The sequence below is a fragment of the Ureibacillus sp. FSL W8-0352 genome (assembly GCF_038004345.1).
GTDB classification, from domain to species: domain Bacteria; phylum Bacillota; class Bacilli; order Bacillales_A; family Planococcaceae; genus Ureibacillus; species Ureibacillus thermosphaericus.
In genome coordinates this window covers 2,535,500-2,560,453 of record NZ_JBBOQT010000001.1, presented here as the reverse complement: position 1 = coordinate 2,560,453, position 24,954 = coordinate 2,535,500, and the positions used below count along the sequence as shown (strand labels likewise).

At 35.3% G+C, this 24,954-nt stretch carries 25 protein-coding genes; 2 read left to right on the top strand and 23 right to left on the bottom strand.

The genetic code is table 11. The features are described 5' to 3' along the window. Positions 1-15 precede the first annotated feature (15 nt). The 14 genes from NST98_RS12880 to rpsF form a co-directional block, all read right to left on the bottom strand. Complete coding sequence (locus tag NST98_RS12880) at positions 16-804, bottom strand: MBL fold metallo-hydrolase (protein WP_173662482.1); 789 nt, start codon at positions 802-804, stop codon at positions 16-18. A 10-nt stretch (positions 805-814) separates the two neighbouring features. Beyond that, the gene (locus NST98_RS12875; RefSeq protein WP_340715275.1) at positions 815-1,663 is read right to left on the bottom strand and encodes a two-component system regulatory protein YycI; all 849 of its coding nucleotides are present in this window, start codon (positions 1,661-1,663) and stop codon (positions 815-817) included. Then, positions 1,650-2,975, bottom strand: coding sequence for a YycH family regulatory protein (locus tag NST98_RS12870; RefSeq protein WP_340715741.1), 1,326 nt, complete (start codon positions 2,973-2,975; stop codon positions 1,650-1,652). The genes NST98_RS12875 and NST98_RS12870 overlap by 14 nt, the downstream gene beginning before the upstream one ends. Beyond that, positions 2,972-4,807 (bottom strand): cell wall metabolism sensor histidine kinase WalK, encoded by a 1,836-nt coding sequence (walK, locus tag NST98_RS12865; protein WP_340715274.1) that lies wholly within the window; start codon positions 4,805-4,807, stop codon positions 2,972-2,974. The genes NST98_RS12870 and walK overlap by 4 nt, the downstream gene beginning before the upstream one ends. A gap of 5 nt (positions 4,808-4,812) precedes the next feature. Beyond that, positions 4,813-5,526: a response regulator YycF gene (gene yycF / locus NST98_RS12860; RefSeq protein ID WP_340436172.1), complete on the bottom strand. Its 714-nt coding sequence runs from the start codon at positions 5,524-5,526 to the stop codon at positions 4,813-4,815. A gap of 292 nt (positions 5,527-5,818) precedes the next feature. Next, positions 5,819-7,297 carry a peptidoglycan DD-metalloendopeptidase family protein gene (locus NST98_RS12855; protein WP_340715273.1) on the bottom strand — a complete coding sequence of 493 codons (1,479 nt, stop codon included), beginning with the start codon at positions 7,295-7,297 and terminating at the stop codon, positions 5,819-5,821. A 798-nt stretch (positions 7,298-8,095) separates the two neighbouring features. Continuing rightward, positions 8,096-9,382 carry an adenylosuccinate synthase gene (locus tag NST98_RS12850; RefSeq protein WP_340715272.1) on the bottom strand — a complete coding sequence of 429 codons (1,287 nt, stop codon included), beginning with the start codon at positions 9,380-9,382 and terminating at the stop codon, positions 8,096-8,098. Positions 9,383-9,551: 169 nt separating this feature from the next. Then, the gene (dnaB, locus tag NST98_RS12845) at positions 9,552-10,907 is read right to left on the bottom strand and encodes a replicative DNA helicase (RefSeq protein ID WP_096549981.1); all 1,356 of its coding nucleotides are present in this window, start codon (positions 10,905-10,907) and stop codon (positions 9,552-9,554) included. Between the two features lie 13 nt (positions 10,908-10,920). Next, positions 10,921-11,367, bottom strand: a complete 447-nt coding sequence (gene rplI / locus NST98_RS12840) for a 50S ribosomal protein L9 (protein ID WP_016838911.1) — start codon at positions 11,365-11,367, stop codon at positions 10,921-10,923. Then, positions 11,364-13,337, bottom strand: coding sequence for a DHH family phosphoesterase (locus tag NST98_RS12835; protein ID WP_340715271.1), 1,974 nt, complete (start codon positions 13,335-13,337; stop codon positions 11,364-11,366). The genes rplI and NST98_RS12835 overlap by 4 nt, the downstream gene beginning before the upstream one ends. 12 nt (positions 13,338-13,349) lie before the next feature. Continuing rightward, positions 13,350-14,291, bottom strand: coding sequence for a YybS family protein (locus tag NST98_RS12830; RefSeq protein ID WP_096549979.1), 942 nt, complete (start codon positions 14,289-14,291; stop codon positions 13,350-13,352). 518 nt (positions 14,292-14,809) lie between these two features. Then, the gene (gene rpsR / locus NST98_RS12825; protein ID WP_016838914.1) at positions 14,810-15,046 is read right to left on the bottom strand and encodes a 30S ribosomal protein S18; all 237 of its coding nucleotides are present in this window, start codon (positions 15,044-15,046) and stop codon (positions 14,810-14,812) included. Between the two features lie 44 nt (positions 15,047-15,090). After that, positions 15,091-15,612 carry a single-stranded DNA-binding protein gene (gene ssb, locus NST98_RS12820; protein ID WP_340715270.1) on the bottom strand — a complete coding sequence of 174 codons (522 nt, stop codon included), beginning with the start codon at positions 15,610-15,612 and terminating at the stop codon, positions 15,091-15,093. Positions 15,613-15,650: 38 nt separating this feature from the next. Beyond that, positions 15,651-15,938 carry a 30S ribosomal protein S6 gene (gene rpsF, locus NST98_RS12815; RefSeq protein ID WP_016838916.1) on the bottom strand — a complete coding sequence of 96 codons (288 nt, stop codon included), beginning with the start codon at positions 15,936-15,938 and terminating at the stop codon, positions 15,651-15,653. 188 nt (positions 15,939-16,126) lie between these two features. Between rpsF and NST98_RS12810 the strand changes: the two genes are divergently transcribed. Further along, complete coding sequence (locus NST98_RS12810; protein ID WP_340715269.1) at positions 16,127-16,672, top strand: DUF3267 domain-containing protein; 546 nt, start codon at positions 16,127-16,129, stop codon at positions 16,670-16,672. A gap of 74 nt (positions 16,673-16,746) precedes the next feature. Here the strand turns inward: NST98_RS12810 and ychF are convergent, their stop codons facing one another. From ychF to NST98_RS12795, 3 genes are all read right to left on the bottom strand, one after another. Then, complete coding sequence (ychF, locus tag NST98_RS12805; RefSeq protein ID WP_340704728.1) at positions 16,747-17,847, bottom strand: redox-regulated ATPase YchF; 1,101 nt, start codon at positions 17,845-17,847, stop codon at positions 16,747-16,749. Between the two features lie 160 nt (positions 17,848-18,007). After that, a complete protein-coding gene (locus tag NST98_RS12800; protein ID WP_096549975.1) occupies positions 18,008-18,205 on the bottom strand; it encodes a DUF951 domain-containing protein in 198 nt (65 codons plus the stop codon). After that, positions 18,205-19,125 carry a mechanosensitive ion channel family protein gene (locus tag NST98_RS12795; RefSeq protein WP_340715268.1) on the bottom strand — a complete coding sequence of 307 codons (921 nt, stop codon included), beginning with the start codon at positions 19,123-19,125 and terminating at the stop codon, positions 18,205-18,207. Before NST98_RS12795 ends, NST98_RS12800 begins: the two co-directional genes overlap by 1 nt. A 99-nt stretch (positions 19,126-19,224) precedes the next feature. On the opposite strand from NST98_RS12795, the gene yyaC reads away from it, so the two are divergent. Continuing rightward, positions 19,225-19,854: a spore protease YyaC gene (gene yyaC, locus NST98_RS12790; RefSeq protein WP_340715267.1), complete on the top strand. Its 630-nt coding sequence runs from the start codon at positions 19,225-19,227 to the stop codon at positions 19,852-19,854. Here yyaC and NST98_RS12785 read toward each other — a convergent pair. The 6 genes from NST98_RS12785 to rsmG form a co-directional block, all read right to left on the bottom strand. Further along, on the bottom strand, positions 19,771-20,478 hold the full coding sequence (locus NST98_RS12785) for a DUF554 domain-containing protein (protein ID WP_340715266.1): 708 nt from the start codon (positions 20,476-20,478) through the stop codon (positions 19,771-19,773). The two genes, yyaC and NST98_RS12785, sit on opposite strands and share 84 nt — an antisense overlap. A 57-nt stretch (positions 20,479-20,535) precedes the next feature. Continuing rightward, entirely contained in the window at positions 20,536-21,411 is an 876-nt protein-coding gene (locus NST98_RS12780; RefSeq protein ID WP_016838923.1) for a ParB/RepB/Spo0J family partition protein, read from the bottom strand. Beyond that, a complete protein-coding gene (locus tag NST98_RS12775) occupies positions 21,404-22,165 on the bottom strand; it encodes a ParA family protein (RefSeq protein WP_016838924.1) in 762 nt (253 codons plus the stop codon). Before NST98_RS12775 ends, NST98_RS12780 begins: the two co-directional genes overlap by 8 nt. Before the next feature lie 200 nt (positions 22,166-22,365). Continuing rightward, positions 22,366-23,253, bottom strand: a complete 888-nt coding sequence (gene noc / locus NST98_RS12770) for a nucleoid occlusion protein (protein ID WP_016838925.1) — start codon at positions 23,251-23,253, stop codon at positions 22,366-22,368. 365 nt (positions 23,254-23,618) lie between these two features. Beyond that, positions 23,619-23,762: a hypothetical protein gene (locus NST98_RS12765; RefSeq protein ID WP_172597780.1), complete on the bottom strand. Its 144-nt coding sequence runs from the start codon at positions 23,760-23,762 to the stop codon at positions 23,619-23,621. Positions 23,763-24,225: 463 nt separating this feature from the next. Continuing rightward, complete coding sequence (rsmG, locus tag NST98_RS12760; RefSeq protein WP_340715265.1) at positions 24,226-24,942, bottom strand: 16S rRNA (guanine(527)-N(7))-methyltransferase RsmG; 717 nt, start codon at positions 24,940-24,942, stop codon at positions 24,226-24,228. Between the last annotated feature and the right edge of the window lie 12 nt (positions 24,943-24,954).

Sequence of the window (24,954 nt, the reverse complement as noted above, 5' to 3'; positions counted from 1 at the left end):
TCATTAAATCTAATTTTACACCGTCACAAGTAATGTTGGTTCTTCTGCATCGGTATCATGTAAATGCAAAAATTCCCCTTCTTTAATTCCATAGGACTCTAATATTTGCTTTACTGTCATGCGAGCAAGTTCTTTCATGTTGTTTTCCTTGCTTAAATGAGATAAATAAACATGGGTAGGTTTTGCTTCAACCACTTCGCTGATGGCTACAGCAGCATCTTCATTGGAGACATGTCCAACATCGCTTAATATGCGACGTTTAATAGACCAAGGATATTTCCCCATTTGAAGCATATTAATATCATGATTGCTTTCAAATACGAATGCATCTGCACCGCGTATAATTCCTTTCATTCGATCACTCACATACCCTGTGTCCGTGATGATTACTAATTTCCGTCCATTCTCATGAAATACGTAAAACATCGGATCAACCGCATCATGCGATACAGCAAAGGATTCAATATCTAAAGAACCAAAGGATTGTACCGACTCCATGTTAAACAAAAAGCGCTGATCAAGTGGAATATTGCCAACATGCTCTTCCATCGCTCTCCAAGTTTTCTCGTTTGCATAAATCGGCAGCTTATATTTTCTTGCGACTACACCAAGGCCTTTAATATGGTCACTATGTTCATGTGTCACTAAAATCCCTGATAAATTTTTCATGTCGCGACCAATTTTTGCAAAGAGCTGCTCCATCTTTTTTCCGCTCAATCCAACATCCACTAAAAAGGCGTGTTCATCGGTTTCGACATAAATGGCATTGCCTGTACTGCCGCTAGCTAAAACACTAAATCGCATTTCGTACACCCTATTCTTCTTCTAATTCTCTTAACAGTTCTAATTCATCTGTTTCATCTTCATCAACTGTTAAATCTGACTGAACATCAATGATTTTACCTTCTACAGCATTCACGAAAAATTCTTCTTCTGCTCCATCTGCATCCTTAACGCTTACTTTCCAAGTAGGAACGAATACTTGCGTTTGCGTTAGCTGAACAAGAGTTGAATACCCTAGTTTTATTTCTGTAATATGAGATCTTGGTTTCAATAAGTCCCTGGAATATAATATTTGAATAATTTGATATGGTGGGAGAAGGTTTTCTTCTTCTTCAAATTTTTCAAAATCATTCAGCATTGTTTGCTCATATCTCGTTACTTCTAAATCTTCATTCCAATAAATTGTAACGATACCATGAATGTTATAGTAAATTGTTTTATCTTCAAATTTTTGAAAGAAAATAGCTGTTCGTTCATCTTCATTAATTTTCCATACTACATATGATGAGCCATTGTATACGTTATTTCGAACAAACTCGTTAAATGATGATTTTTCTTTTACATTTCGAAGTTTCACTGGTTCATCTAGTGTAACGATGAGTTTATTGTTATTTTCGATTGTCATTTGTTGATAGTTTTTCAGTTGCAAATTTTCTGCGCTAAAATCCTTTACTTTTGCCGAAATATATGGAGCAGATTCTATATTTGGCAGTAGATTAAAGGTAATTTGATCGTCTTTTAACCTGGACTCAATCGTTTTTCCACCGGACACTTTCACTTGTTGAGTTTCAATATGGCGATTTAAATAGAGAGAGAGAAGGAAGACATCTAAAATTAAAAACACAATAATGAATATGGTTTTTGATCTATTCCAGTCCACTATTTCCCCCTCCTAGTACATCCGGTGTAATGCGAATCCAGCTTCCTTGACTGACTGCAAACCAACTCGGTTCTAATGTAAATAAAAGATTATTGTCATTTTGTTTTAAATAATATCCCAGAATGATATCATCCACTTCATTTAACTCTAGTTGCTTTCTCTTCTCAATGAATTCAATAACCTCAAGACCTGAAGATAGTTTTCTTTCAAATTTTTCAGAGTTTATATCTAAATCCAGTAAAAAATAAGGTCTCTTATAGCGGAATATTTGATTTTCTCCCCAAGTCGTAGTAATTCTTGTTGTCGTATCTGTACTTACAACAGGCAATCCTTGTTTATACAATTGGTATTCGATAATGTGCTTTTGCTCATTTACAGAGATCAAACGATAATCCCCAGTAAAACCTCCATGTTCATTCACAAATTCAAAGCTATCTAAAAGTAAGCGGGATGGAGGTAATTCAACGATACTTTCTGTAGACGGATTTACATAATTCAAATAACGATATTTTACATCTACTGTCATTAACGTCATACCGTCTGTATACTTTAAGGAATCTTGATTTTCAACATTTTTACGGACAATAGTTGAATCATAAAACAATATATCTCTAAATGTATCCGGATGAATTTCATCAATATAGTAAGTGTATTGAACTAATTTAACTTCTTCAGCTGGTACGTATAAAGACAGGGCATTTGGACGCTCTATTTCTTTATAAAAGGCCAATCCTTCCAATGCTTGTAAAACCGTTGACTGAAAATAATCTTCACTCATTTTTACTTCAGTACTATAAATATTGCGATGGGATTCACTTAAAAAATAAAGAGTTACCGCATTATTCGTGGTAACCTTGCTCCAATCAATTACAAGTCGATTGAAGCTGATTTCTGGCAAGTCATCTTGTGTTAATGGAACAATCGAGTGAAATACCTTGATTGGCACTTCTACAGAAAAAAACAATGTTATCCGATTGTTTGCTCGTAAAAAATCATTCATTTTATCATTCGAAAAATTACTTTGAACATAAGTAAGAGCCGAACCTTTCCAATTCATCATGATTTCCATCAAATCGTTAATTGCTCCAGAACCGATCGTACCTTTCCATTCATCTTGCTCTCTTACTAAAATGCGATAAGGTTTTATGATTTCCTGGAATTTTTTTTGTTTACCCACAACTAATTGATCAACTTGTGTTTCTTCAATCACTTGAAGGTTTGGTGTATATGTCCAAATTGAAAAGGTTAGGACGATACTTAAAAGGACTAGGAAAAGAAGAATTATGGATTTGATATGTTCGATATACTTCATTCCCAATCACCAGCCCCATCTATTTCGTACGGTAACGTAAAGAAGATTGTCGTTCCTACCCCTTCTTCACTTTCTGCCCAAATTGTACCATTGTGAGCTTTAATCATTTCCTTCGCAATGGCAAGACCTAAACCAGTTCCCCCCATGGCGCGAGAACGTGCTTTGTCTACGCGATAAAACCGATCAAAAATCTTTCCAAGATTCTCTTTTGGTATACCCATTCCATCGTCGGAAATCATTACTTTTAACATATTTCCTTGAACGGTAAAGCCAAATCGAATGTTGCCGCCATCAGGGGAATATTTTATTGCGTTAGAAATAATGTTATCGATTACTTGTGTCAATTTATCTGTATCAATTTCCACAAAATATGGTGTCTCCGGAATATAGCGAATGAATTTAACGTTTTGTGATTTTGACATTTCAAACCGATCAATAATTCGGTGGAAGAAACTATTAAATTCAACAACTTCTTTATTTAATTTATAATCCCTGCTATCCATTTTGGATAAATTCAATAAATCATTCACAAGGCGAATCATTCGCTCTGTTTCCGTTTGTGCTACATTGAGAAAATGCGGAGCGATATTTTCATCTCTCCACGCACCATCTGCAAGAGCCTCTAAATAGCTTCTCATCGTTGTTAAAGGCGTCCGTAATTCGTGAGATACATTCGCTACGAATTCACGGCGTTCCATTTCAATTTTTTCTTGTTCCGTAATGTCGTGTAATACAGTGATTAAACCGTTGACAAATCCCGTTTCCTTTTGGATGACAGAAAAATTTGCACGCAAAATGAAAGGAGCTTCTTCTGTACTAAAATTCAAATTTAGCGGCTCTTTCATATGAATTAAATCTTCAAAGCTGTAGTTTTCTTCAATTCCTAGGACAGAAGCAATTGGTCGGTTTAACGTTTCTTCCCTCGTTACGTTTAACAAACTTAATGCAGGGTCGTTAATTAAGATGACTTTTCCTTTGCGATCCGTTGCAATGACACCGTCTGTCATATTGGCCAATACAGAAGCCAATTTCCGGCGTTCAGCTTCTGTTGACGATTGCGCTTCTTGCAGTCGATTGGTTAAATGGTTAAAAGCAATCGCCAATTGTCCAATTTCATCGTTACCGTACACTCGTACTTTTCTTGAGAAGTTCCCTCTTGACATTGCTTGTGCTTGCTTGCGCATATCCATGATGGGTCTAGTGATTGTTCGTGCAATGAGAATACCTAATACAACTGTGATGACTAAAGAAATTGCTGTTCCAACTGCAAAGATTTGGTTAATATCATCCATTTGATCATATACTTTTTCAATATTGGACTCTATATAAATGGCACCAATCACTTCGCTATTTGGACCAACCGTATTTAAAATAGGGGTTGCAATGACCCAAACTCTGGTATTTGTTTCCGCATCCAATGCGATTTCCTCTTGATACGTTTCAGAAGAAATAACTTTCTTCACAATATCATCATTCGAACGCTGTCCAATGATGGATTGGTTTTCTGAATCGGAAGTTGCCAATACTCTATTACGGTTATCAATAACCCGAATCTCATTGATATCACCTGTAGCAAACTCCCGTAATGCAATGACCAAACTTTGCTCTAAAGTCGGTGTAGTTTCATCTCGTTCTTTCATCAATTCTTCACGAATACTGTATTGAATCAAATCGATTCTTTGAAGAATGGAATCTTCGAAGTTGGATTTTAAACTATCTTCCAACTTATTAGAAAAGTAAATCCCAATGATTTGTAATGCAATAATAATAAGCAGCAGGTAAATTAATACGAGTTTTACATGGATTGAACGGAAAAAACTAACTTTCTGCATTCATTCTACTCCTGTTCAGGATTTCGCAAATAATATCCGACCCCTCGGCGAGTTACAATCCAGGTTGGATGGCTTGGGTTATCTTCAATTTTTTCGCGGAGACGTCGAATCGTTACATCCACTGTCCGTACATCTCCGAAATAATCATATCCCCAAACGGTTTGCAATAAATGCTCCCGCGTCATCACTTGTCCAATATGTTTTGCTAAGTAATGTAGCAATTCAAATTCTCGATGAGTCAATTCTATCGTTTCCCCACGTTTTTGAACGATATAAGCATCTGGCTGAATAATTAAGGAACCAACCGTAATGTGATTCGATTCCTCTTTCGTTTCTTCAGATTGTGTAGAAGCTTTTAATCGTCTCATATTCGCTTTTACACGAGCAATTAATTCCCTTGTACTAAAAGGTTTCGTCACATAATCATCGGCACCCATTTCCAGACCCAATACTTTATCAATTTCGGAGCCTTTTGCTGTTAGCATAATAATAGGGAAATCATATTTTTTTCTAACTTCACGACAAACTTCCATACCATCTCTTTTAGGAAGCATGATATCAAGCAACATTAAATCCGGTTGTTGTTCTTCTATTATTTTCAACGCTTCTTCTCCATCGTAAGCGCAAATAACTTTATATCCTTCTTTTACTAAGTTAAATTGCAAAATATCTGCAATCGGCTTTTCATCATCAACAACTAAAATTGTTTTACCGTCCATGTTCATATTCCTCCTTAATATGAAATAAATCTATCTCAATGCATCTATTCTTCTATTGATGTATAGCTATAATTAAATCTATCACGGTTTTTGCTTTCATGCATTTCAAAACCATTATAACAAAAATCAAATGTCCTATTGTTGTTATTTTTGAGCATATACTATTAGGGAATTTTATGGTCATTATTTTCCGGGAAATATTTCGACAAATTTCTCATTGATGGAAATTTCCCAAGATGTAATAAAAGAAAAGAGGTAATGACATGTAATGATGCCACTACCTCAATCGAAATTAATCTAATACTGCTAATGGATTAATCAGTGATCCATTTTTGCTTACTTCAAAATGCAAGTGTATTCCTGTTGAATTTCCAGTCGTCCCCATTTTTCCAATAACAGAACCTTGAGGCACTACTTGTCCAACGGAAACATATATTTCTGACAAATGGGCATATAGAGTAGTATATCCATTATTGTGATTGATGACTATTTTATTTCCGTAAGACCCATCCCATCCAGCAAAAGTTACAACGCCATTGTCACTTGCTTTAATGCTGTAATTCGATGGACGAGCAATATCAATTCCTCGATGGTAGCTGCCCCAACGAGACCCCATATTACTTGATATATATCCACCGCTTGTCGGCCAAATAAATTCACCCGTACCACGTGATGAAATTACCTTTGTTCCCACTTTTTCAATATGTTTCGTAGGTTCTACTAACACTTTTTCTTCGGTAATCGTTTTCTTCACGATATTCCCGTTTACTTCTGTAATTAAGTAAGATACTTCTTTTTCTCCTGGACTACCTTCTTGTATAATTTGTTTTTCCCCTTTATACATTGAAGCGTCTTCTTCAATAACTTTTTCATAATCAATTTTTTCTTTATTCACTTTTTCGTATATCACTTGTACGTTAATTAAAGGCTTTTCTACTGTAACGTTTATTTCTTTTCCAATTGGTAATAATGTATCAATCGTTATATCAGGATTAAGTTCCAATAACTCTTTCGTTGTTAAACCATGATTTTTAGCGATTTTTCCAAGGACATCGCCTTTTTTCACAACATATACTTGCTTTTCAATCAATCCAGTTTTAATATATTGTACCGCTTCATCAGGTGTAAGAATTTTGGCAGGGCTTACTTTTGTTTCTTCACCTGAAACATCTTCTGAAAGAAAAACATCGATGATTCTTGATTGATTTGCCTCTAATTTCGGCAATTGTTTATTTGAGCTTTTTGATTGTTCAAGCTCTTTTAGTTTTTCTTCCGGAACATATTGAAGCTTTAGTTTTTTAATAGTTTCTTCGTAGTCTTTTTTATTTTTTAAATAAAGGATTGGTTCTCCATCAACTTGTAAAGCAAATGCATCTGTTTGTGGTTCTAATTGTTCACTTAATGTTTTTAAAGTTTCTGAATCATTGGTTTTATAAGAAAATACTTGTTCTGGAACAATCGTTACTAAAGAATCTGCATCTATTTCATAATCCTTATATTGCAAACTTACTTCTTTTTCTTTATCTTCAATAATTTTTCTCACTTTGTTCTCATCTGAAACTGAACCGATATATTCGTCTTCTAAATAAACATGGTAAATTTTGTCGATAGATTCTATATTCCCTTCATTAGCAAAAGCTAAGTTAAAGGAAACAGTCAAAAGCAACACTGCAGCAAACAAAACTTTTTTTAGAATGCCATATTTATTATTTTGATTTAGAAGACTTAGATTATGACTACCGTCTCGACCAGTATTCCATTTCGTATTCATAAACAAGCCCCTTCCAAAATCGTCCGCAAATAGGATGCTTTTTCATACTCACACCTACTTACTGTATCATAATGTGTATTTTGAATGAACATTTTAAAATTTTTGTAATGAAAATGTATTATTTAAGCAATTTTTGTTACAAAATATATAATGATGGAGAATGATGAAAATTTTTATATATTATGATCAAATTTTGACGAATTTATTCATCATTCTCTTATTTTGTGCAACTATAAAATAAGAAATGAATAGTTAATCTTATATGATAGTCTCACATACTCTACTGGAATTCTTATTGAAAGAGGAAGGCGCTTAGAGAAATATTAAAAAGTCACCATTTTCCTTTTGATGAAAAATGGTGACTTTTATTTTTCGCTTTCGCACAGAACAAACATAGTTAAAATATTAACTTCTTTGATTGAGGTTTTACTGATGAGATAGTATTATTTACTCCCATATATCATTCACTATGTTTGTTTGTTGCTGTCGCTTTGCTTTCGCACAGAACAAATGTAGTTAGAATATCGTTTCTAAATAAACTATGTTTTTATTGTTGAATATCCTTATTCCCAAACATCATTTACTACATTTGTTTGTTGCTGTCGCTTTGCTTTCGCACAGAACAAACATAGTTAAAATATTAACTTCTTTGATTGAGGTTTTACTGATGAGATAGTATTATTTACTCCCATATATCATTCACTATGTTTGTTTGTTGCTGTCGCTTTGCTTTCGCACAGAACAAATGTAGTTAGAATATCGTTTCTAAATAAACTATGTTTTTATTGTTAAATATCCTTATTCCCAAACATCATTCACTACATTTGTTTGTTCCCGGGCTGGGCCTACGGAGAATGTCATTAAAGGAATACCTGTTAATTCAACAATACGATTGACATAGTTTTGAGCATTTGTAGGCAGTTCATCGAAGGAACGTACACCTGTAATATCTTCAGTCCAACCAGGAAGTTCTTCATATACAGGTTCACATTCTTCTAATACATGTAAACTTGCAGGATACTCCGTAATAATTTGATCTTTATATTTATAAGCCGTACAGATTTTTACTGTTTCTAAGCCAGTTAATACATCGATTGAGTTTAAAGCTAAATCTGTAATACCAGAAACGCGACGAGAATGGCGTACCACTACTGCGTCAAACCAACCTACACGGCGAGGACGACCAGTCGTTGTACCGTATTCTCGACCTACTTCACGAATTTGATGGCCAACTTCATCAAACAATTCCGTTGGGAATGGACCGTCGCCTACACGAGAAGTATATGCTTTTGAAACGCCCACTACTCTCGTAACGTGAGAAGGACCAATTCCTGTACCTGTCGTCACACCACCAGCCACAGGGTTAGAAGATGTAACAAACGGATATGTTCCATGGTCAACATCTAACATAACGCCTTGAGCACCTTCAAATAATACACGTCCGCCCTCATCTAAGATGTCATTTAATACTTTTGAAGTATCTGTTACATATTGAGCAATTTCTTGACCGTAGCCATAATACTCTTCAAAGATATCCTCGAATTTTAAACCTTCTACTTCATAATATTTCTCGAATAAACGGTTTTTCTTTTCTAAGTTCTCGCGCAATTTTTGTTCAAATATTTCTCGATCTAGTAAATCTGCAATGCGGATTCCCATACGAGCAATTTTATCTTGGTAGCATGGGCCAATTCCCTTGCATGTTGTTCCGATTTTTTTGTCGCCACGAGCTTCTTCTTCTACTTTATCTTGATAAATGTGATATGGGAGAATGACATGAGCACGATTTGAAATACGTAAATTAGATGTATCAATGCCACGAGCTTGTAAACCTTTTAGCTCATTTACTAATGATTTTGGGTTGATTACCATACCATTCCCCATCACAGATGTTTTCTCTTTATAGAAAATCCCAGATGGAATTAAATGTAATTTGTATGTTTCTTCACCAATTTTAATTGTATGTCCAGCATTGTCACCGCCTGAAAAACGAGCGATCACATCCGCTTTTTTAGAAAGGAAATCCGTAATTTTCCCTTTTCCTTCGTCTCCCCATTGAGTTCCAACAACAACAACTGAAGTCATTTCTGCACCTCCGCGCACTATGCGTCCTTTATCAAACAGATTAATTGTACAGTGAAATAGAGCATTCGTCAATGCATCAAACAAAAAAACACGAACAAATAAATATTTTTTATGTACAATTGTTCGTGTTCTTCAAAGTTTATTTTATTATGTTACTTTTCTCTTCGTGTTATGCATGCATTGGTTCTTGTCGTTGAGACCAATCAATATTCAAAAATTTATTAAACTCTTTTTTAAACGCAAGGGTCACAGTTCCCGTTGGACCGTTCCGTTGCTTTGCAATAATAATTTCAATCATGTTTTTGTTCTCTGTTTCTTTATCATAATAATCGTCACGATATAGGAAAGCTACGATATCCGCATCTTGCTCAATACTTCCAGATTCACGAATATCACTCATCATCGGACGCTTATCTTGACGTTGCTCTACCCCGCGGGATAGCTGAGATAACGCAATAACCGGCACGTGTAATTCACGAGCTAATGCTTTTAATGAGCGAGATATTTCAGAAACTTCTTGTTGACGGTTCTCCCCGCGTCTGCCGCTTCCTTGGATTAATTGTAGGTAGTCAATTAAAATCATCCCTAATCCCTTTTCTTGGGCAAGTCGACGGCACTTCGCTCGAATTTCATTAACGCGCAAGCCCGGCGTATCATCAATATAGATCCCCGCATTAGAAAGGGTACCCATTGCGATTGTTAACTTGCTCCAATCTTCAGCAGTAAGCGCCCCTGTTCTTAAAACTTGAGCGTCAATATTTCCTTCTGCACAGAGCATACGCATGACTAATTGTTCAGCACCCATTTCGAGCGAGAAGATCGCAACATTTTCCCGAGCTTTGACCGCCACATTTTGCGCAATGTTTAACGCAAAAGCTGTTTTCCCTACAGATGGACGGGCGGCTACAATGATTAAATCATTTCGTTGAAAACCCGCTGTCATGCGGTCTAAATCCGTAAAGCCCGTCGGAATTCCGGTAACGTCTCCTTTTCGATTTTGAAGTTGCTCAATATTATCGTAAGTTTGAACAAGAACGTCTTTCACATGTTTGAAGTCGCCAGCGTTTTTTCGATTGGCTACTTCCATCATCTTTCTTTCAGCTTCGGATAATAATTCCTCTACTTCATCTTCCCGTATATAGCTATCTTCAACGATTTTTGTTGCCGTGCGTATTAATCTTCTTAAAATGGACTTTTCTTCTACTATTTTTGCATAGTAACTAACATTAGCTGCTGTAGGTACGGCATTTGCTAATTCCATCAAGTAGGATAGACCGCCTACATCTTCGAGTTCTTTTCTTACAGATAACTCTTCTGTAACAGTAACAACATCAATCGCATTCCCTTTGTCACTTAAATCAAGCATCGTTTGGAATATTTTTTGATGGGCAATGCGATAAAAATCTTCCGGAACTAAAATTTCCGATGCAGTAATTAATGCTTGAGGATCAAGAAATATCGCACCAAGAACTGATTGCTCAGCTTCATGGTTATGCGGTGGAACGCGATCGATTAGATCACTCATTTTATTTCGCTCCTTATTCTTCCTTTACATGGACTTTTAAAGTCGCTTTTACTTCCGGATGTAATTTCACTGGAACATTTGTGACACCTAATGAACGAATACCTTCATTGCATTCCATTTTTCTTTTATCCACTTTAATTCCATAATTTTTTTGTAAGCTTTCTGAAATTTGTTTTGTTGATACAGAACCGAATAGACGTCCGCCTTCTCCTGCTTTTGCTTTAATTTCTAACGTAATATTTTCTAATTTTTCTTTTAACTCTTTTGCAGCTTGAAGTTCCTGTGCTGCAAGTTTCGCTTCATGTTTCTTTTGTCCTTCAAGACGACTTAATGCTTCTTTTGTAGCTTCTACAGCTAAACCTTTTTTAATTAAGAAATTTTGTGCATAACCATCAGCTACATTTTTCACTTCGCCTTTTTTCCCTTGACCTTTTACATCTTTTAAAAATACAACTTTCATTCTTCCATGCTCCCTTCTAACGTTTCAATAATAGCATTTTGTAATAATTCTAAAGCTTCTTCTATTGTATCGACTTCAAGTTGGCAAGCCGCATTTGTTAAGTGGCCACCGCCTCCCAGTTTCTCCATTATCAATTGTACATTGATTTCTCCTAATGAACGGGCACTGATACCCATTAAGCCATCTTGTCTGCGGGCGATGACAAAAGAAGCATTTACGTCTTTCATTGAAAGCAAAATATCTGCCGTTTGGGCAATTAAAACAGAATCGTACTCTTTTTCTTCTTCTGCATGCGCAACCGCAATTCCTGGATAGGTAAATCGAACATTTTGTATGATTTTTGAACGCTCAATAAACGTATGAATATCTTCTTTTAATAAACGTTGCACAAGCACCGTATCCGCCCCGTACGTTCTTAAATAGGATGCTGCTTCAAAGGTTCTAGCACCTGTTCTTAGCGTAAAGCTTTTTGTATCTACAATGATTCCAGCGAGCAAAGCTGTTGCTTCAAGTTTCGAAAGTTTTTCATTATCGGGCTGATATTCTAAAAGTTCCGTTACGAGCTCTGAAGTCGAGGAAGCGTACGGTTCCATATAAACAAGTGTTGAATTGTTAATAAACTCTTCCCCTCGTCGATGATGATCAATTACAACAATTTTCTCGAAACGTTTTAACAATGTTTCATCTACTACGAGGCTCGGGCGATGAGTATCCACAACGACTAATAATGATTTTTCAGACATGATGCTTAAAGCTTCTTCTGGTGAAATAAAATATTCCTTTAAATCGGATTGTTGTTTAATTTCATCTATTAGTCGCTCAACACTGCCGTTTAATTCATCAAAATCTAATACGATGTAGCTATCCACTTTATTCATATGAGCCATTTTCCGAACACCAATCCCTGCTCCAATTGAATCCATATCGGGATTTTTATGCCCCATAATAAAAACGAGATCGCTATCTTGAATTAAATCTTTTAAAGCATGGGAAATCACGCGTGCTCGGACTCTCGTACGTTTTTCGACTGGATTTGTTTTTCCACCATAAAATTTAATTTTTCCATTCGATTGTTTAATAGCCACCTGGTCTCCGCCGCGCCCTAATACTAAATCTAAGCTTGATTGAGCTAATTCACCTAGTTCAATTAAGGATGGCGAACCAGTACCTATTCCGATACTCAATGTAAGTGATAAATTTTTCTTAGCCGTCTTTTCTCGAATATCGTCTAGAATCGAGAATTTCTTCTTTTCCAATTCATTTAAAGTTGATTCATTTAATATCGCTAAAAATCGATCCGTATCAATTCTTTTAATATAAATGTCATATTCCTCTGCCCAATCGTTGATGATGGATGTAACGGTTGAATTCGTCATGCTTTTTGTTTGGTCATCCATCCCTTGCGTAATATCATCATAATTATCGATGAAAAGAATAGCAATGACTGTTCGATCATCATAATATTGCTTTTCAATTTTTACTTGTTCAGTTACATCGAGAAAATATAATAGTTTTTCTTCTTGTTTATAAATGACTTTAAATTTCCTATCTCGAATGGTTACGATGCTATCAGTTTTTTCATCAGATTTTCTTATTTTTTGTAATTCATCCGATAAAAGGAACAAATCCTGACCTGTTAAAGTTGGGATATCCAAAAGCCTCGTCATGTAGGGATTAGCCCATTCAATTTCATATTTATCATTGATTAATACAATACCAATCGGCATTTCTAAAAGAACTTCCTGCCCAACTTTTTTCATTCGAAACGCTAAAGATTCTATATATTTTTCTATTGCAAAATAAGCAATTCTTTCTGTTTTCCAATCATAAAATATAATTAATGTAACAAGTAACGCGAAAGCTGCTCCAACCCATATATTCAATAAAAACAATCCAACAATACCCACTAATCCGAAAACCGCCAAATGTAAAAGCGGGTAAAGTATCCTCCGCTTCCTGTAAGTATCCATGAGATCAGCCCCTTACTTTCGAATCTTTCCTGTCACAAATGAGCGAATATCGAAACCTAAATCTAAAATTCCTAAGAGCATCACAAAGTTATACAAAGGAATTGCAAAAATTGTTGCTAATCCCTTTAAAAATTTAGGCGCTCGATAAGCATCCAACACAAAGTGCAGGAAAGAAATTCCTTGAATTGTTAACAACACCCATAAGACTAATGAAAAATTAAATGTGATTACATATAGTGATGTTCCTAATTCAGGGCGTACAAACAATTGAATCGTTAAGACGATTAAATAAATCCATAAAATGGTACGAGGTAAGCGTAAATCTTTAAAAGCTTGAAATTTTGGAACAGTAATACCTAATCGTTTTAGGATTGGCAGATTTACTGTAATTAAAAGAAACGATAGGAAGAATGCAGCTAATGTAACGGTTGCAGGAATGGCTATCTCTATATGTTGAAACATTAGATTGAACGCTTCTTCAGTCATTGGCTGTTCGCCAGTTAAACTTTCAGCGAATTCAAAAGAAGCCATATAACTTTCCCGCATCAGTTGGAAAGATTCCTTAATAAAATCTGTTTCAAACAGTTTAATAGAAATTAAATATTGAATTGCAAAAGTAATTAACACTGAAATACCAGTTGCCATGAATAAGTAAGCTTTACTTTTATTCGTGCGCAGTGCATCTCCCATCACGACACCGCATACCGCAAAAATCATGGAAAATGGTAAAATTAACAATCCCCCGAAGAAAAAGGTGATAATACACCCAATAACTCCTAAAATAATGGAAGATGATCGGTCATACTTTGCGCTAAACCAAGCAATAGGTAATGGAGCAAATAATGTCGCCACTAAGCTGATTATTGGTACATAATATGCAATTGCAATGAGAATAGCAAATATTGCAATCATCATTGCGCCATGTGTAAGCCTTTGTGTTTGATTGTTCGGCATGAGAAACCTTCCTTTATTACAATTCAATAATTCTTTACATTCGTATATTGTACCATTTTTTATAAAGTAGGACAAAAATACGATAAAGCAAAACGATAAAAGAATGTCGGAAGAAAAAACATAATCGTCTAACCTAAAAGATTAGATGATTATGTTTGATGTGATGAATTTTTACTTTTATTAAAAGTTAAAAAATAAATAAATTCACCGCTAAACTAGTAGTAAAGTCTTCCTGAATGGTTTTTATCGTGCATAAATTCATTGTTGGCAACAAGTAGAATTACTTTGTTCAGCTTCATCGTTATCAAGCTTTTTTTACGCCTTAATCTTGTTGAGATTCTTTATATAATTTGATGGCTTATTTCCCATGCAATGATGTTTTGCTGTACATTTTGTTTACTATTTCAAATTAGGGAAGAATGTCGCTGATTCTCTCTTTCCAGAGTACATTTAATTATTGCTGAATTAAAAAAGCAACAAAGGCTAAATTTTGCCTTTGCTGCTTTTTATAACATTCATTATTTATCTTCCGCTACGAATGGAAGAAGTGCCATAATACGAGCGCGTTTGATTGCTGTAGTTAATTTGCGTTGATATTTTGCACTTGTTCCAGTTACGCGACGTGGAAGAATTTTTCCGCGTTCAGAAATGAATTTTTTTAGTAAATCTACATCTTTGTAGTCGATGTGTGTAATGTTATTTGAAGTAAAGTAGCAAACTTTGCGACGTTTGCGACCTCCGCGACGTTGTGCCATCGATTTTCCCTCCTTTTTTATTATTTCTCCGTTATCCGAATACCTTAGAACGGTAAATCGTCTTCTGAAACTTCAATTGGACCTTTGCTTGATGCAAATGGGTCTTCATCTACACGTGTATAATTCGGCTGATTTTGAGGAGGTTGACTTGGGAATGGTACACCAACTGGATCTTGCGTGCCACCGTATGAAGGTTGACTTGCACCGTACGAAGGTTGTCCCCCATATGGCTGTTGCCCCTGTGCACTTCTTGGTTCTAAAAATTGCACGGAATCTGCTACGACTTCTGTCATGTAAACACGTTTGCCATCTTGACCCTCGAAACTACTAGTTTGGATGCGTCCATCAATACCGACGAGACTTCCTTTTCTCATGTAATTTGCGAGGTTTTCAGCTTGTTTTCTCCATGCTACACAGCTAATGAAATCCGCTTCTCTTTCACCTTGTTGATTCGTAAACGTTCGATTTACAGCAACTGTAAATCGAGTTACCGGTACTCCATTTGGCGTGTATCGTAGTTCAGGGTCTTTTGTTAGCCTACCTACTAATACGACACGATTGATCAATTTGACAACCTCCTCTTCAGCATTAATGTTCAATAAGATTATTCTTCTTCACGAACAGCGATATGACGAATAATGTCTTCGTTAATGTTTGCTAAACGATTGTATTCATCGATTGCTTTAGCTGGAGCATTAACTTTCACGATGTGGTAAATACCTTCGCGATAGTCTTTGATTTCATAAGCAAGACGGCGTTTGCCCCATTCTTTTGACTCGATGATTTCCGCACCATTTGAAGAAAGAATGTCATCAAAGCGTTGAACTAAAGCTTTTTTCTCTTCTTCTTCAATGTTTGGACGAATAATATACATTAATTCATATTTTCTCATCGCTTTTTGCACCTCCTTATGGACTTTGGCTCTCCTTTATTTCAAGGGAGCAAGGAGTAAATTTCTATTACTCACATCTTTGAATTGTAACATATACTTTTAGCAATCGCAACTAGCATTCAATGAGGAGTATAAGATTTTCTAAAATCTGTTATTTCGATATAATGGGAAAAAGGGGTTGAATAATTTTGTTGGAAGAGAAAGATCCACTGATTATTGAATTAGATATGAAAAAAATTGCAAAGTTGAATTTTTGGATGACCCTTCTTTTGGGCATTCTTTTTTTAGCATTCAATACAATCATCCATCGACAGTTTCATTTTGAAATGACCATTACGCTATGGAATTTTCTATTATTTATTGTAGGCTATTGTGCACTGATTATTTTGCATGAATTGTTTCATTTAATTGGGTTTATGATTTTTGGAAAAGTGAAGTGGAGTCAGCTGAATTATGGTATAAATGTGAAGCTAGGAGTTGCTTATGCAACAACGTCAAAACCGTTACCAAATCATGCAATGAAAAAAGCGCTAATGCTTCCCTTTTGGACAACAGGGGTCCTGCCAACAATAATTGGATTTGTTTTCGATAATCAATTAATGGTTTTATTAGGTGCTTTTTTAATTGCAGGGGCTGTCGGGGATTTTTATATGTATAAAGAACTCCGCAAATTTCCTAATCATGCGCTTGTAAAAGATGACCCCCAATTACCAAAATTGTATGTATATCAATAAAAAGAAAAAGTGGAATTTACGTAAATATATTTAAAACATCTTGGCGTAAATTCCACACTTTTTATTATGCCTGATTATACATTGAATCGGAATAACATAATGTCGCCGTCTTGTACGACATAGTCTTTACCTTCTAAACGAACTTTCCCTTGTTCTTTTGCTTGTTGCATAGAGCCAGCCGCTAATAAATCTTCAAAGGAAACTGTTTCAGCTCGAATGAAGCCTCTTTCAAAGTCAGAGTGAATAATACCTGCACATTCTGGAGCTTTCATCCCTTTTTTGAATGTCCAAGCACGCACTTCTTTTTCTCCTGCAGTAAAGTAAGTAGCAAGGCCAAGCAAATCATATGCAGCTCGAATTAGTTGGTCCAATCCGGACTCTTTAATGCCCAATTCTTCAAGGAACATTTTCTTTTCCTCTTCATCAAGCTGCGCAATTTCTTCTTCAATTTTTGCACATACCGTAATAACCTTTGAGCCTTCTTTTTCTGCATATGCACGAACTTGTTTTACATACTCATTTTCATCTGCATTTGCCACTTCATCTTCCGAAACGTTTGCAACATAAAGCATTGGTTTTAATGTTAATAAATTTAATCCTTTGATTACTTTTTTCTCATCTTCCGTTAATTCAACAGAACGAGCAGGCTTTTCATTTTCAAGAGCTTCTTTAATTTTGATTAAAATTGGCTCTTCAATCATTGCATCTTTATCTTTTTGCTTTGCTATTTTGCTTACTCTTTGAAGACGTTTATCTACTGATTCTAAATCAGCTAAAATTAACTCTAAATTGATGACCTCAATATCTGCTATTGGATCAACTTTACCTGCAACGTGTGTAATATTTTCATCATCAAAGCAACGAACCACTTGGCAAATCGCATCGACTTCTCGAATATGAGAGAGGAACTTATTCCCTAAACCTTCTCCTTTTGACGCGCCTTTTACGATTCCAGCGATATCCGTGAATTCAAATGATGTTGGAACTTTCTTTTGAGGTTTTACAAGCTCTGTTAATTTGTCTAATCGAGAATCTGGAACGTCTACAACGCCTACGTTTGGATCAATCGTTGCAAATGGATAATTAGCAGCAAGGGCACCTGCTTTTGTAATTGCATTAAATAGTGTCGACTTTCCTACGTTTGGAAGACCTACAATTCCAGCTGTTAGTGACATTGACTCACTACCTTTCTTATGAGAAACATAACTATTAGTTTTTGCACTAGTGTTAATTATATGGATTTCCACATAAAAAGTCTATTTTCCATTTATTTTTGTATGAACAACAAAAAATCCCCACATTCATACAAAGTACTGTGTGGGGATTACATAACAATTATTCTTCCGCTTCTTGTATAACTTTTTTCATTTTTTTCGTAAACTCCCTACGAGGTAGCAAGACACTATGTCCACATCCTTGACACTTAATTCGAATATCAGCGCCCATTCGAATAATTTTCCAAGCATTCGTACCACATGGATGTTGCTTTTTCATTTCCACAATGTCATTCAATTTAAATGTTTTTGTCTCCATCAATTCTCATCTCCCCTAGACATTACTTTACTAGAATCATATATCATCATTTTTGGATAAGCCATTGGTATATCATTTTTCTCTAAAATCTTTTTGACATCCCTTCGAATGATTCTTGCAATTCCATAATGCTGTTGAGGTTTTGTTTCTGCAACAATTCGAATTGTTATTTCAGTACCAGTAACATTTTGAACTCCAACAAACTTAGGTACATCGACAAGCTCCTCATATTGTTTCGGTAATGTTTTTAAATATTCCGTCATTAAATTTTCAATTTTTTCAATATCCGCTTCAATTCCAACTTGCATATCTATGACTGCTTTTGAGTTATTTAGTGAAAAGTTTACTACTTCGGTAATTTGCCCATTCGGAACAATATATACTTCTCCAGTTGTCCCAACAATTTTGGTCGTTCTTAATCCTATTTCAGTTACTGTACCTTCTGCTGCACTTGATGTATTAATTCGAACATAATCTCCAACACCAAACTGATCTTCGAAAATGATGAAAAAACCCGTAATGACGTCTTTTACTAAATTTTGTGCACCAAAACCAATTGCAAGGCCTGCAATACCTGCTCCAGCAAGTAACCCTGCAACATTAATATTTAAGGAAGATAGTGCTCCAATTATCGCCGAAAAGTATACGACGTATGATAATACACTTTGCGACAATTTTAATAGTGTTTGTTGCCTTCTTTCTGAATATTTTAATGGAGATTGCATTCTTAGTTTAAAGATACGAGCAATAATTCGCTTCCCAATAAATACAATAAGATAAGAAAGTAAGAAAATTGCAATGATTTTAATGGAAGCTCCAACAATAAAATTCCAAAGATCCTCACTTGAAAAATACTCCCATATCTTCTCCGATATATTGATTATCTCTTTCGTTTCTTTTTCCACAACATGAATCGCCATTTTTCCACCTCTAGTATAGAAAAGTAAACAAATGGATATAATTCTAAAAAATAATTATAGACATTCTATTCTAAAATCATAAAAGAAAGTGGGAATCACATGCAAAATATTTCTCAAGAACTATTTAAAATGTCCGTTCATCATGAAGAAACAGGTGCAATATGGCGTTTAAGCGAATTATTTTTACAACATATTCCCTTTGAACATAACAATCTTGTTTTTTGTTGCATCGGTACAGACCGTTCTACGGGAGACGCTTTAGGTCCTTTAACCGGAAGTTTATTATCCAACTATCAGTTTCCTTTTCGAATCATTGGAACGCTAGAAGATCCTCTTCATGCTATCAATTTAGCACTTACTGTTGAAGAATTACAACAAATGTCCACTTTCCCTTTCGTTGTAGCTATTGATGCATGTCTTGGAAGAGAAAAAAGTATTGGTCAAATTATTATCCAAAACGGACCTTTACTGCCTGGAAAAGCAGTGAATAAAGAGCTGCCACCCATCGGCGATATTTCCATCAAAGGAGTTGTCAATGTAGGTGGATTTATGGAAATGCTAGTTTTGCAAAACACTCGACTTCATGTAACTTATTCGATGAGCAATAAAATTGCCCGTGCACTTTTGCTTGCGTATCAACGTCATTTATTGAAAAGGAAACATGATTACAATTATTCCAAGAACAACAACAATTCCTGGCAGCAAATTGGCTACACGAATTTTAGTTAATCCTGCAATATTTAAACCAATCGCTAATATCATAACGCCGCCAGTTGCTGTCATTTCTTGGATAAAGAGATTCATTGCCTCTTCAGGTATGTATTTACTAATCAGTCCTGAAAATATAGCAATCATACCTTGATAAATCAATACGGGAAATGCTGATAATAATACACCTATACCTAACGTAGATGTCAAAATAATGGAGGTAAAGCCGTCTATAATTCCTTTTGTAATAAGAACAGCATGATCATTTCTTAACCCGCTGTCTAATGCACCGATAATTCCCATTGAGCCAATAACAAAAATAAGGGACGCTGTAATAAAACCTTCAGCAATATTACTATTTGAATCTTTACTTTTTATTTTTGATTCGACCCATTTTCCAAAACGATTAAATGATGAATCTAAATCAATCCACTCACCTATAATCGCCCCAACTACTAAGCTAACAATCAAAATAACAAAATTATTCGTTTTTAATCCCATTTGAATACCTAACAATGCAACTGCAAGTCCAATAATTGAAAGTACGGTATTTTTCATTTTTTCTGGTAAATTCTTTAAGAAGCGTCCAATGATCGAACCGATGATAATCAATAATGCATTGATAATTGTTCCGAATAATACCATAAGTTGTTATCCTCTTTCTTTGTTTTCAAAAATAGAGCGCCTTAATTGGCGCCCTTTTTATACCTCATCATGTTCTAAATTTAATATTTCTAATATACGCTCCAAATCATCTTCAGAATAAAATTCAATTTCAATTTTCCCTTTATTTTTTGTTTTCTTTATTTGAACATTTGTACCAAAAAATTCCCTTAATTGTGATTCAGTTGCTTGAACAAAAATATCCTTATTTGTTGACTTTTTCGTTTCACGTGAAACATTTTCGTTTAGTTGTTTAATTAATGCTTCTAATTGACGTACATTTAATGATTGATTCACTACTTTTTTTGCTACTTCTATTATTTTTCTTTTATTTTTTAATCCAAGTAATGCTCTTCCATGACCCATTGAAAGGGCTCCATCATTTACCATTTGCCGAACTTCTTCTGGTAATTGAAGTAATCGAATCATATTCGTGATATGCGGACGGCTTTTCCCCAATCGTTTTGCTAAATCATCTTGAGTGAAATTTAATTTTTCAATTAAATTTTGATATGCTTCAGCTTCTTCAATTGGAGTTAAATCTTCTCTTTGTAAATTTTCTAGGATAGCAAGTTCCATCATTTGTTCTTCTGTCATTTCTTTAATTATTGCCGGAATTTCCTCTAACTTCGCCAATTTAGCCGCACGATAACGACGTTCTCCCACGACTATTTCGTATTTTTTTCCTTTCTTTCTGACAACGATTGGTTGAATAATACCATGTTCTCGAATGGATTGAGCTAATTCTTCAATTGTTTCATCATCAAACTTCTTCCGTGGTTGAAAAGGATTTGCGACAAGTTTTTGCAACGGAATTTTTTCTACATGTTCTTCATTCTGAATAGTTTCTTGAATGGACTCTAATGTTTCTGTAGGAAATAGAGCACCAATCCCTTTCCCTAAACCTCTAGCCATTTTTTACCACTTCCCTTGCTAACTCTAAATACACTTCAGCGCCTCGTGATTTCGGATCATAGATGATAATTGGTTCTCCAAAGCTGGGTGCTTCACTTAAACGTACATTTCGAGGAATAATTGTTTTGTAGACTTTATCTTGAAAATATTTTTTTACTTCCTCAATCACTTGAATCCCCAGATTTGTACGAGCATCTAACATCGTTAAAAGGACACCATCAATTGATAAAGTTGGATTTAAATGTTTTTGTACCAATCTCACTGTTGATAATAGCTGACTAAGCCCCTCTAACGCGTAATATTCACATTGAACAGGAATAATGACTGCATCCGATGCAGTTAAAGCATTGATCGTTAACAGCCCTAATGATGGTGGGCAGTCAATAATGATGAAGTCATAATCATCTTTAACCTCTTCCAATGCATGCTTTAAACGCACTTCCCGTGAGATTGTAGAAACTAATTCAATTTCAGCACCTGCTAATGAAATAGTAGCTGGTATGACATACAAATTTTCTACTTTTGTTTGTTGAATAACGTTTTTTACATCTTCATCATCAATAATCACGTCGTAAATACAGCTAGATGTTTCTCCTTTATTTATGCCAACTCCACTAGTGGCATTTCCTTGGGGATCGATGTCAATTAGCAATACTTTTTTTCCTAAATAAGCAAGGCAAGCGCTCAAATTTACAGATGTAGTAGTTTTTCCGACACCGCCCTTTTGGTTGGCGATTGCTAAAATTCTTCCCAATTTTGTGCACCTGCTTTCATCTTTTCGAATAGTTAAAAGCGTAATTTTTTAGTCAAATAGAATTTATATTTACTTCTTTCATTCTATCAAATTTATAATATAGTTGTATTCCATAAACCAAATTTCTTGAAAAAATAATATAGAAAAAGCGGTCGTCTCTGTACGTGGCAGAGACGACCACTAGTTTCACGTGAAACAATTTAAGACTTTTTCTTTGGTATTTTTACTGTGATTTGATAGTAATCTTCCGTATCTTCTTCTTCCGTTTTTATATTAATTCCGCTTTTTGATACCATCGATAAGGATTGCTTAATTGTATTTAAAGCGATGCGAATATCTTTACTAATAGCCTTGCGTTTTGGTTTTGTTTTTTTCTCTTCTTCCGTTTCAACAGGTTTTGTTAGTTGTTGAATATATTCTTCAAGCTGACGGACGTTCCAGTCATTTTCTTTTATCAATTCGACTAATTTTATTTGTAATTCTTCGTCTTTCACACTGATTAACGCTCGTGCATGACGCTCAGTAATTTCACGTTTTAAAATTGCATCTTGCACATATTTTGGAAGTTTTAACAATCTTAATTTATTAGCAACGGTGGACTGACCTTTTCCAAGGCGTTGAGCGAGTGCTTCTTGTGTTAAATGATGCAGCTCAATTAGTTGTTGGTAAGCTAATGCTTCTTCGATGGCTGTCAACTCTTCACGCTGCAAGTTCTCTATTAACGCAATTGAAGCTGTCTCTTTATCATTTAAATTCCGTACAATTGCAGGTACTTCCGTCCAATTTAATTTTTTAATCGCCCGATAACGTCTTTCTCCTGCAATGATTTCATAACGGTTATCTTCTAAACGACGAACAACAATCGGTTGTATGACACCATGAGTATGAATGGTTCTAGATAATTCTTCAATTTTTTCTTCATCAAAAATTGTGCGTGGCTGATATCGGTTCGGTACGATTTGATCAATTGGAATTTTTATCACTTCTTCAGAGTGTTTTCTCTCTTTCTCTTCCGTTTCTATTTCACTTTTTTTTTCAGAAACTAGTTTTTCCCCGCCCCCAAAAAATCGCGAAAAAGGACTTTTCATTCAATGGCACCACCTTTTGGAAACTATCTGCACTATATTTTATTATTTAATATTCTATATGAAATGTACAGAGTCTTATAGAAGTAAAATCTATGAAATTGTCATAATTATAATATAATTCTATTATCAAAAGCATATTTCTATTTGAGTTTCACGTGGAACTCCAAACTGTTTTTAGATAGAAGTGATTTCATTTTGAAGGAATCGTATACTGATAATCTTAATAAATGGATTGTTACAATTTTTTATTATACATGAAAAAGTTGTAACAACGGAATTGTTTTGCAAATAATCGAGTAGGAGGGAGTGATTAGCTCCCGTCCTCTCACACCACCGTACGTACGGTTCCGTATACGGCGGTTCAATTAAGATAATTGACGCAAGTTTTCATAACTTCCGTGAATAGCTTGTCTTCTTATGCCAGTGGTCACTCCACCCTCCAAGAGGTCTCCCACGGGATTCACCGCTTCCTTCCTCAAGTGAGGTACTACGTTTTCTGTGTTCATCATGACTCACTGAATGCCAAGGGCTATTCTCTCTTAATTGTTCGGTCCTTCTTAGTAGTTCTAAACCAACTAATACTATGACCTCTGCTGACTTCTGACGGTTCAGCTACTTATCACTAAGTAGGTTATGAAGCGAACTTCACCTATCCGCCAGACCTCCCCGGGTAAGTACATGCACTTTCACACCATCTATCCGCCTCATTTACTCGATATGACCTTCGACAGAAAGAGCTTTGTTTTGTTACGCAAACTCACTCAATCATACCTAGCCTTATATGAGGTTCGTGTTCCTCGGACCGGTGTTTTGCCTCCAGCTTCCTTCAGATTCCGCGTCACCACGGACACCCTTGCTCTTGGCTAACCTCTACTTCTGTCTTCGGGGTTCGGGACTTACACCCTATAGTTCATGTACATGCCGGGCGCACGTAAAGAATAATGCGCTCAAGTTTGATTGAGCGCATATTGATTATTTAATTGGTGTTTTATTTGGTACCCCAGGTTTTCTAGGATATTTTTTGGACGTCTTTTTTGTTTTTTCAATGACAAAAATTGTTCGTTCACTATTTTCTATAGGCAAATGGTAATCAAATTGTTCTTTTAAAGCTCCACCTAAAACCTGAATGGCCTTTTTTGCTTCTTTATATTCTTCATGGGCAGCTGCGGCTTTTAATGCAATAAAATTACCCTCTATTTTAACTAAAGGAATGCAAAGTTCCGCTAACACATTTAATCGTGCAACAGCCCTTGCCATAACGACATCAAATTGTTCACGATATGCTGAATTTTGACCAAAGTTTTCTGCTCTTGCGTGAACAAAATGGCAGTGGGTCAAATTTAATTGTTCACTTAAATGATTTAAAAATGTAATACGTTTATTTAACGAATCAACAATTGTAATTTTTAAGTGTGGAAAACAAATTTTTAACGGAATGCTTGGAAACCCTGCACCTGCGCCAACATCACAAAGAGTTTCAACTTTTGAAAAATCAAAGTAAAAGGCTGCACTGATTGAATCGTAAAAATGCTTTAAATATACGCCTTCTAAATCGGTAATGGCTGTTAAATTCATTTTTTCATTCCATTCAACGAGAATTTCAAAATATTTCCGAAATTGTTCTATTTGCGTCTCATTCAGTTCAATCCCTTTATCTTTTAAGCTTTGAATAAAAAGTTGTTCGTTCATTTTCTACCCCTT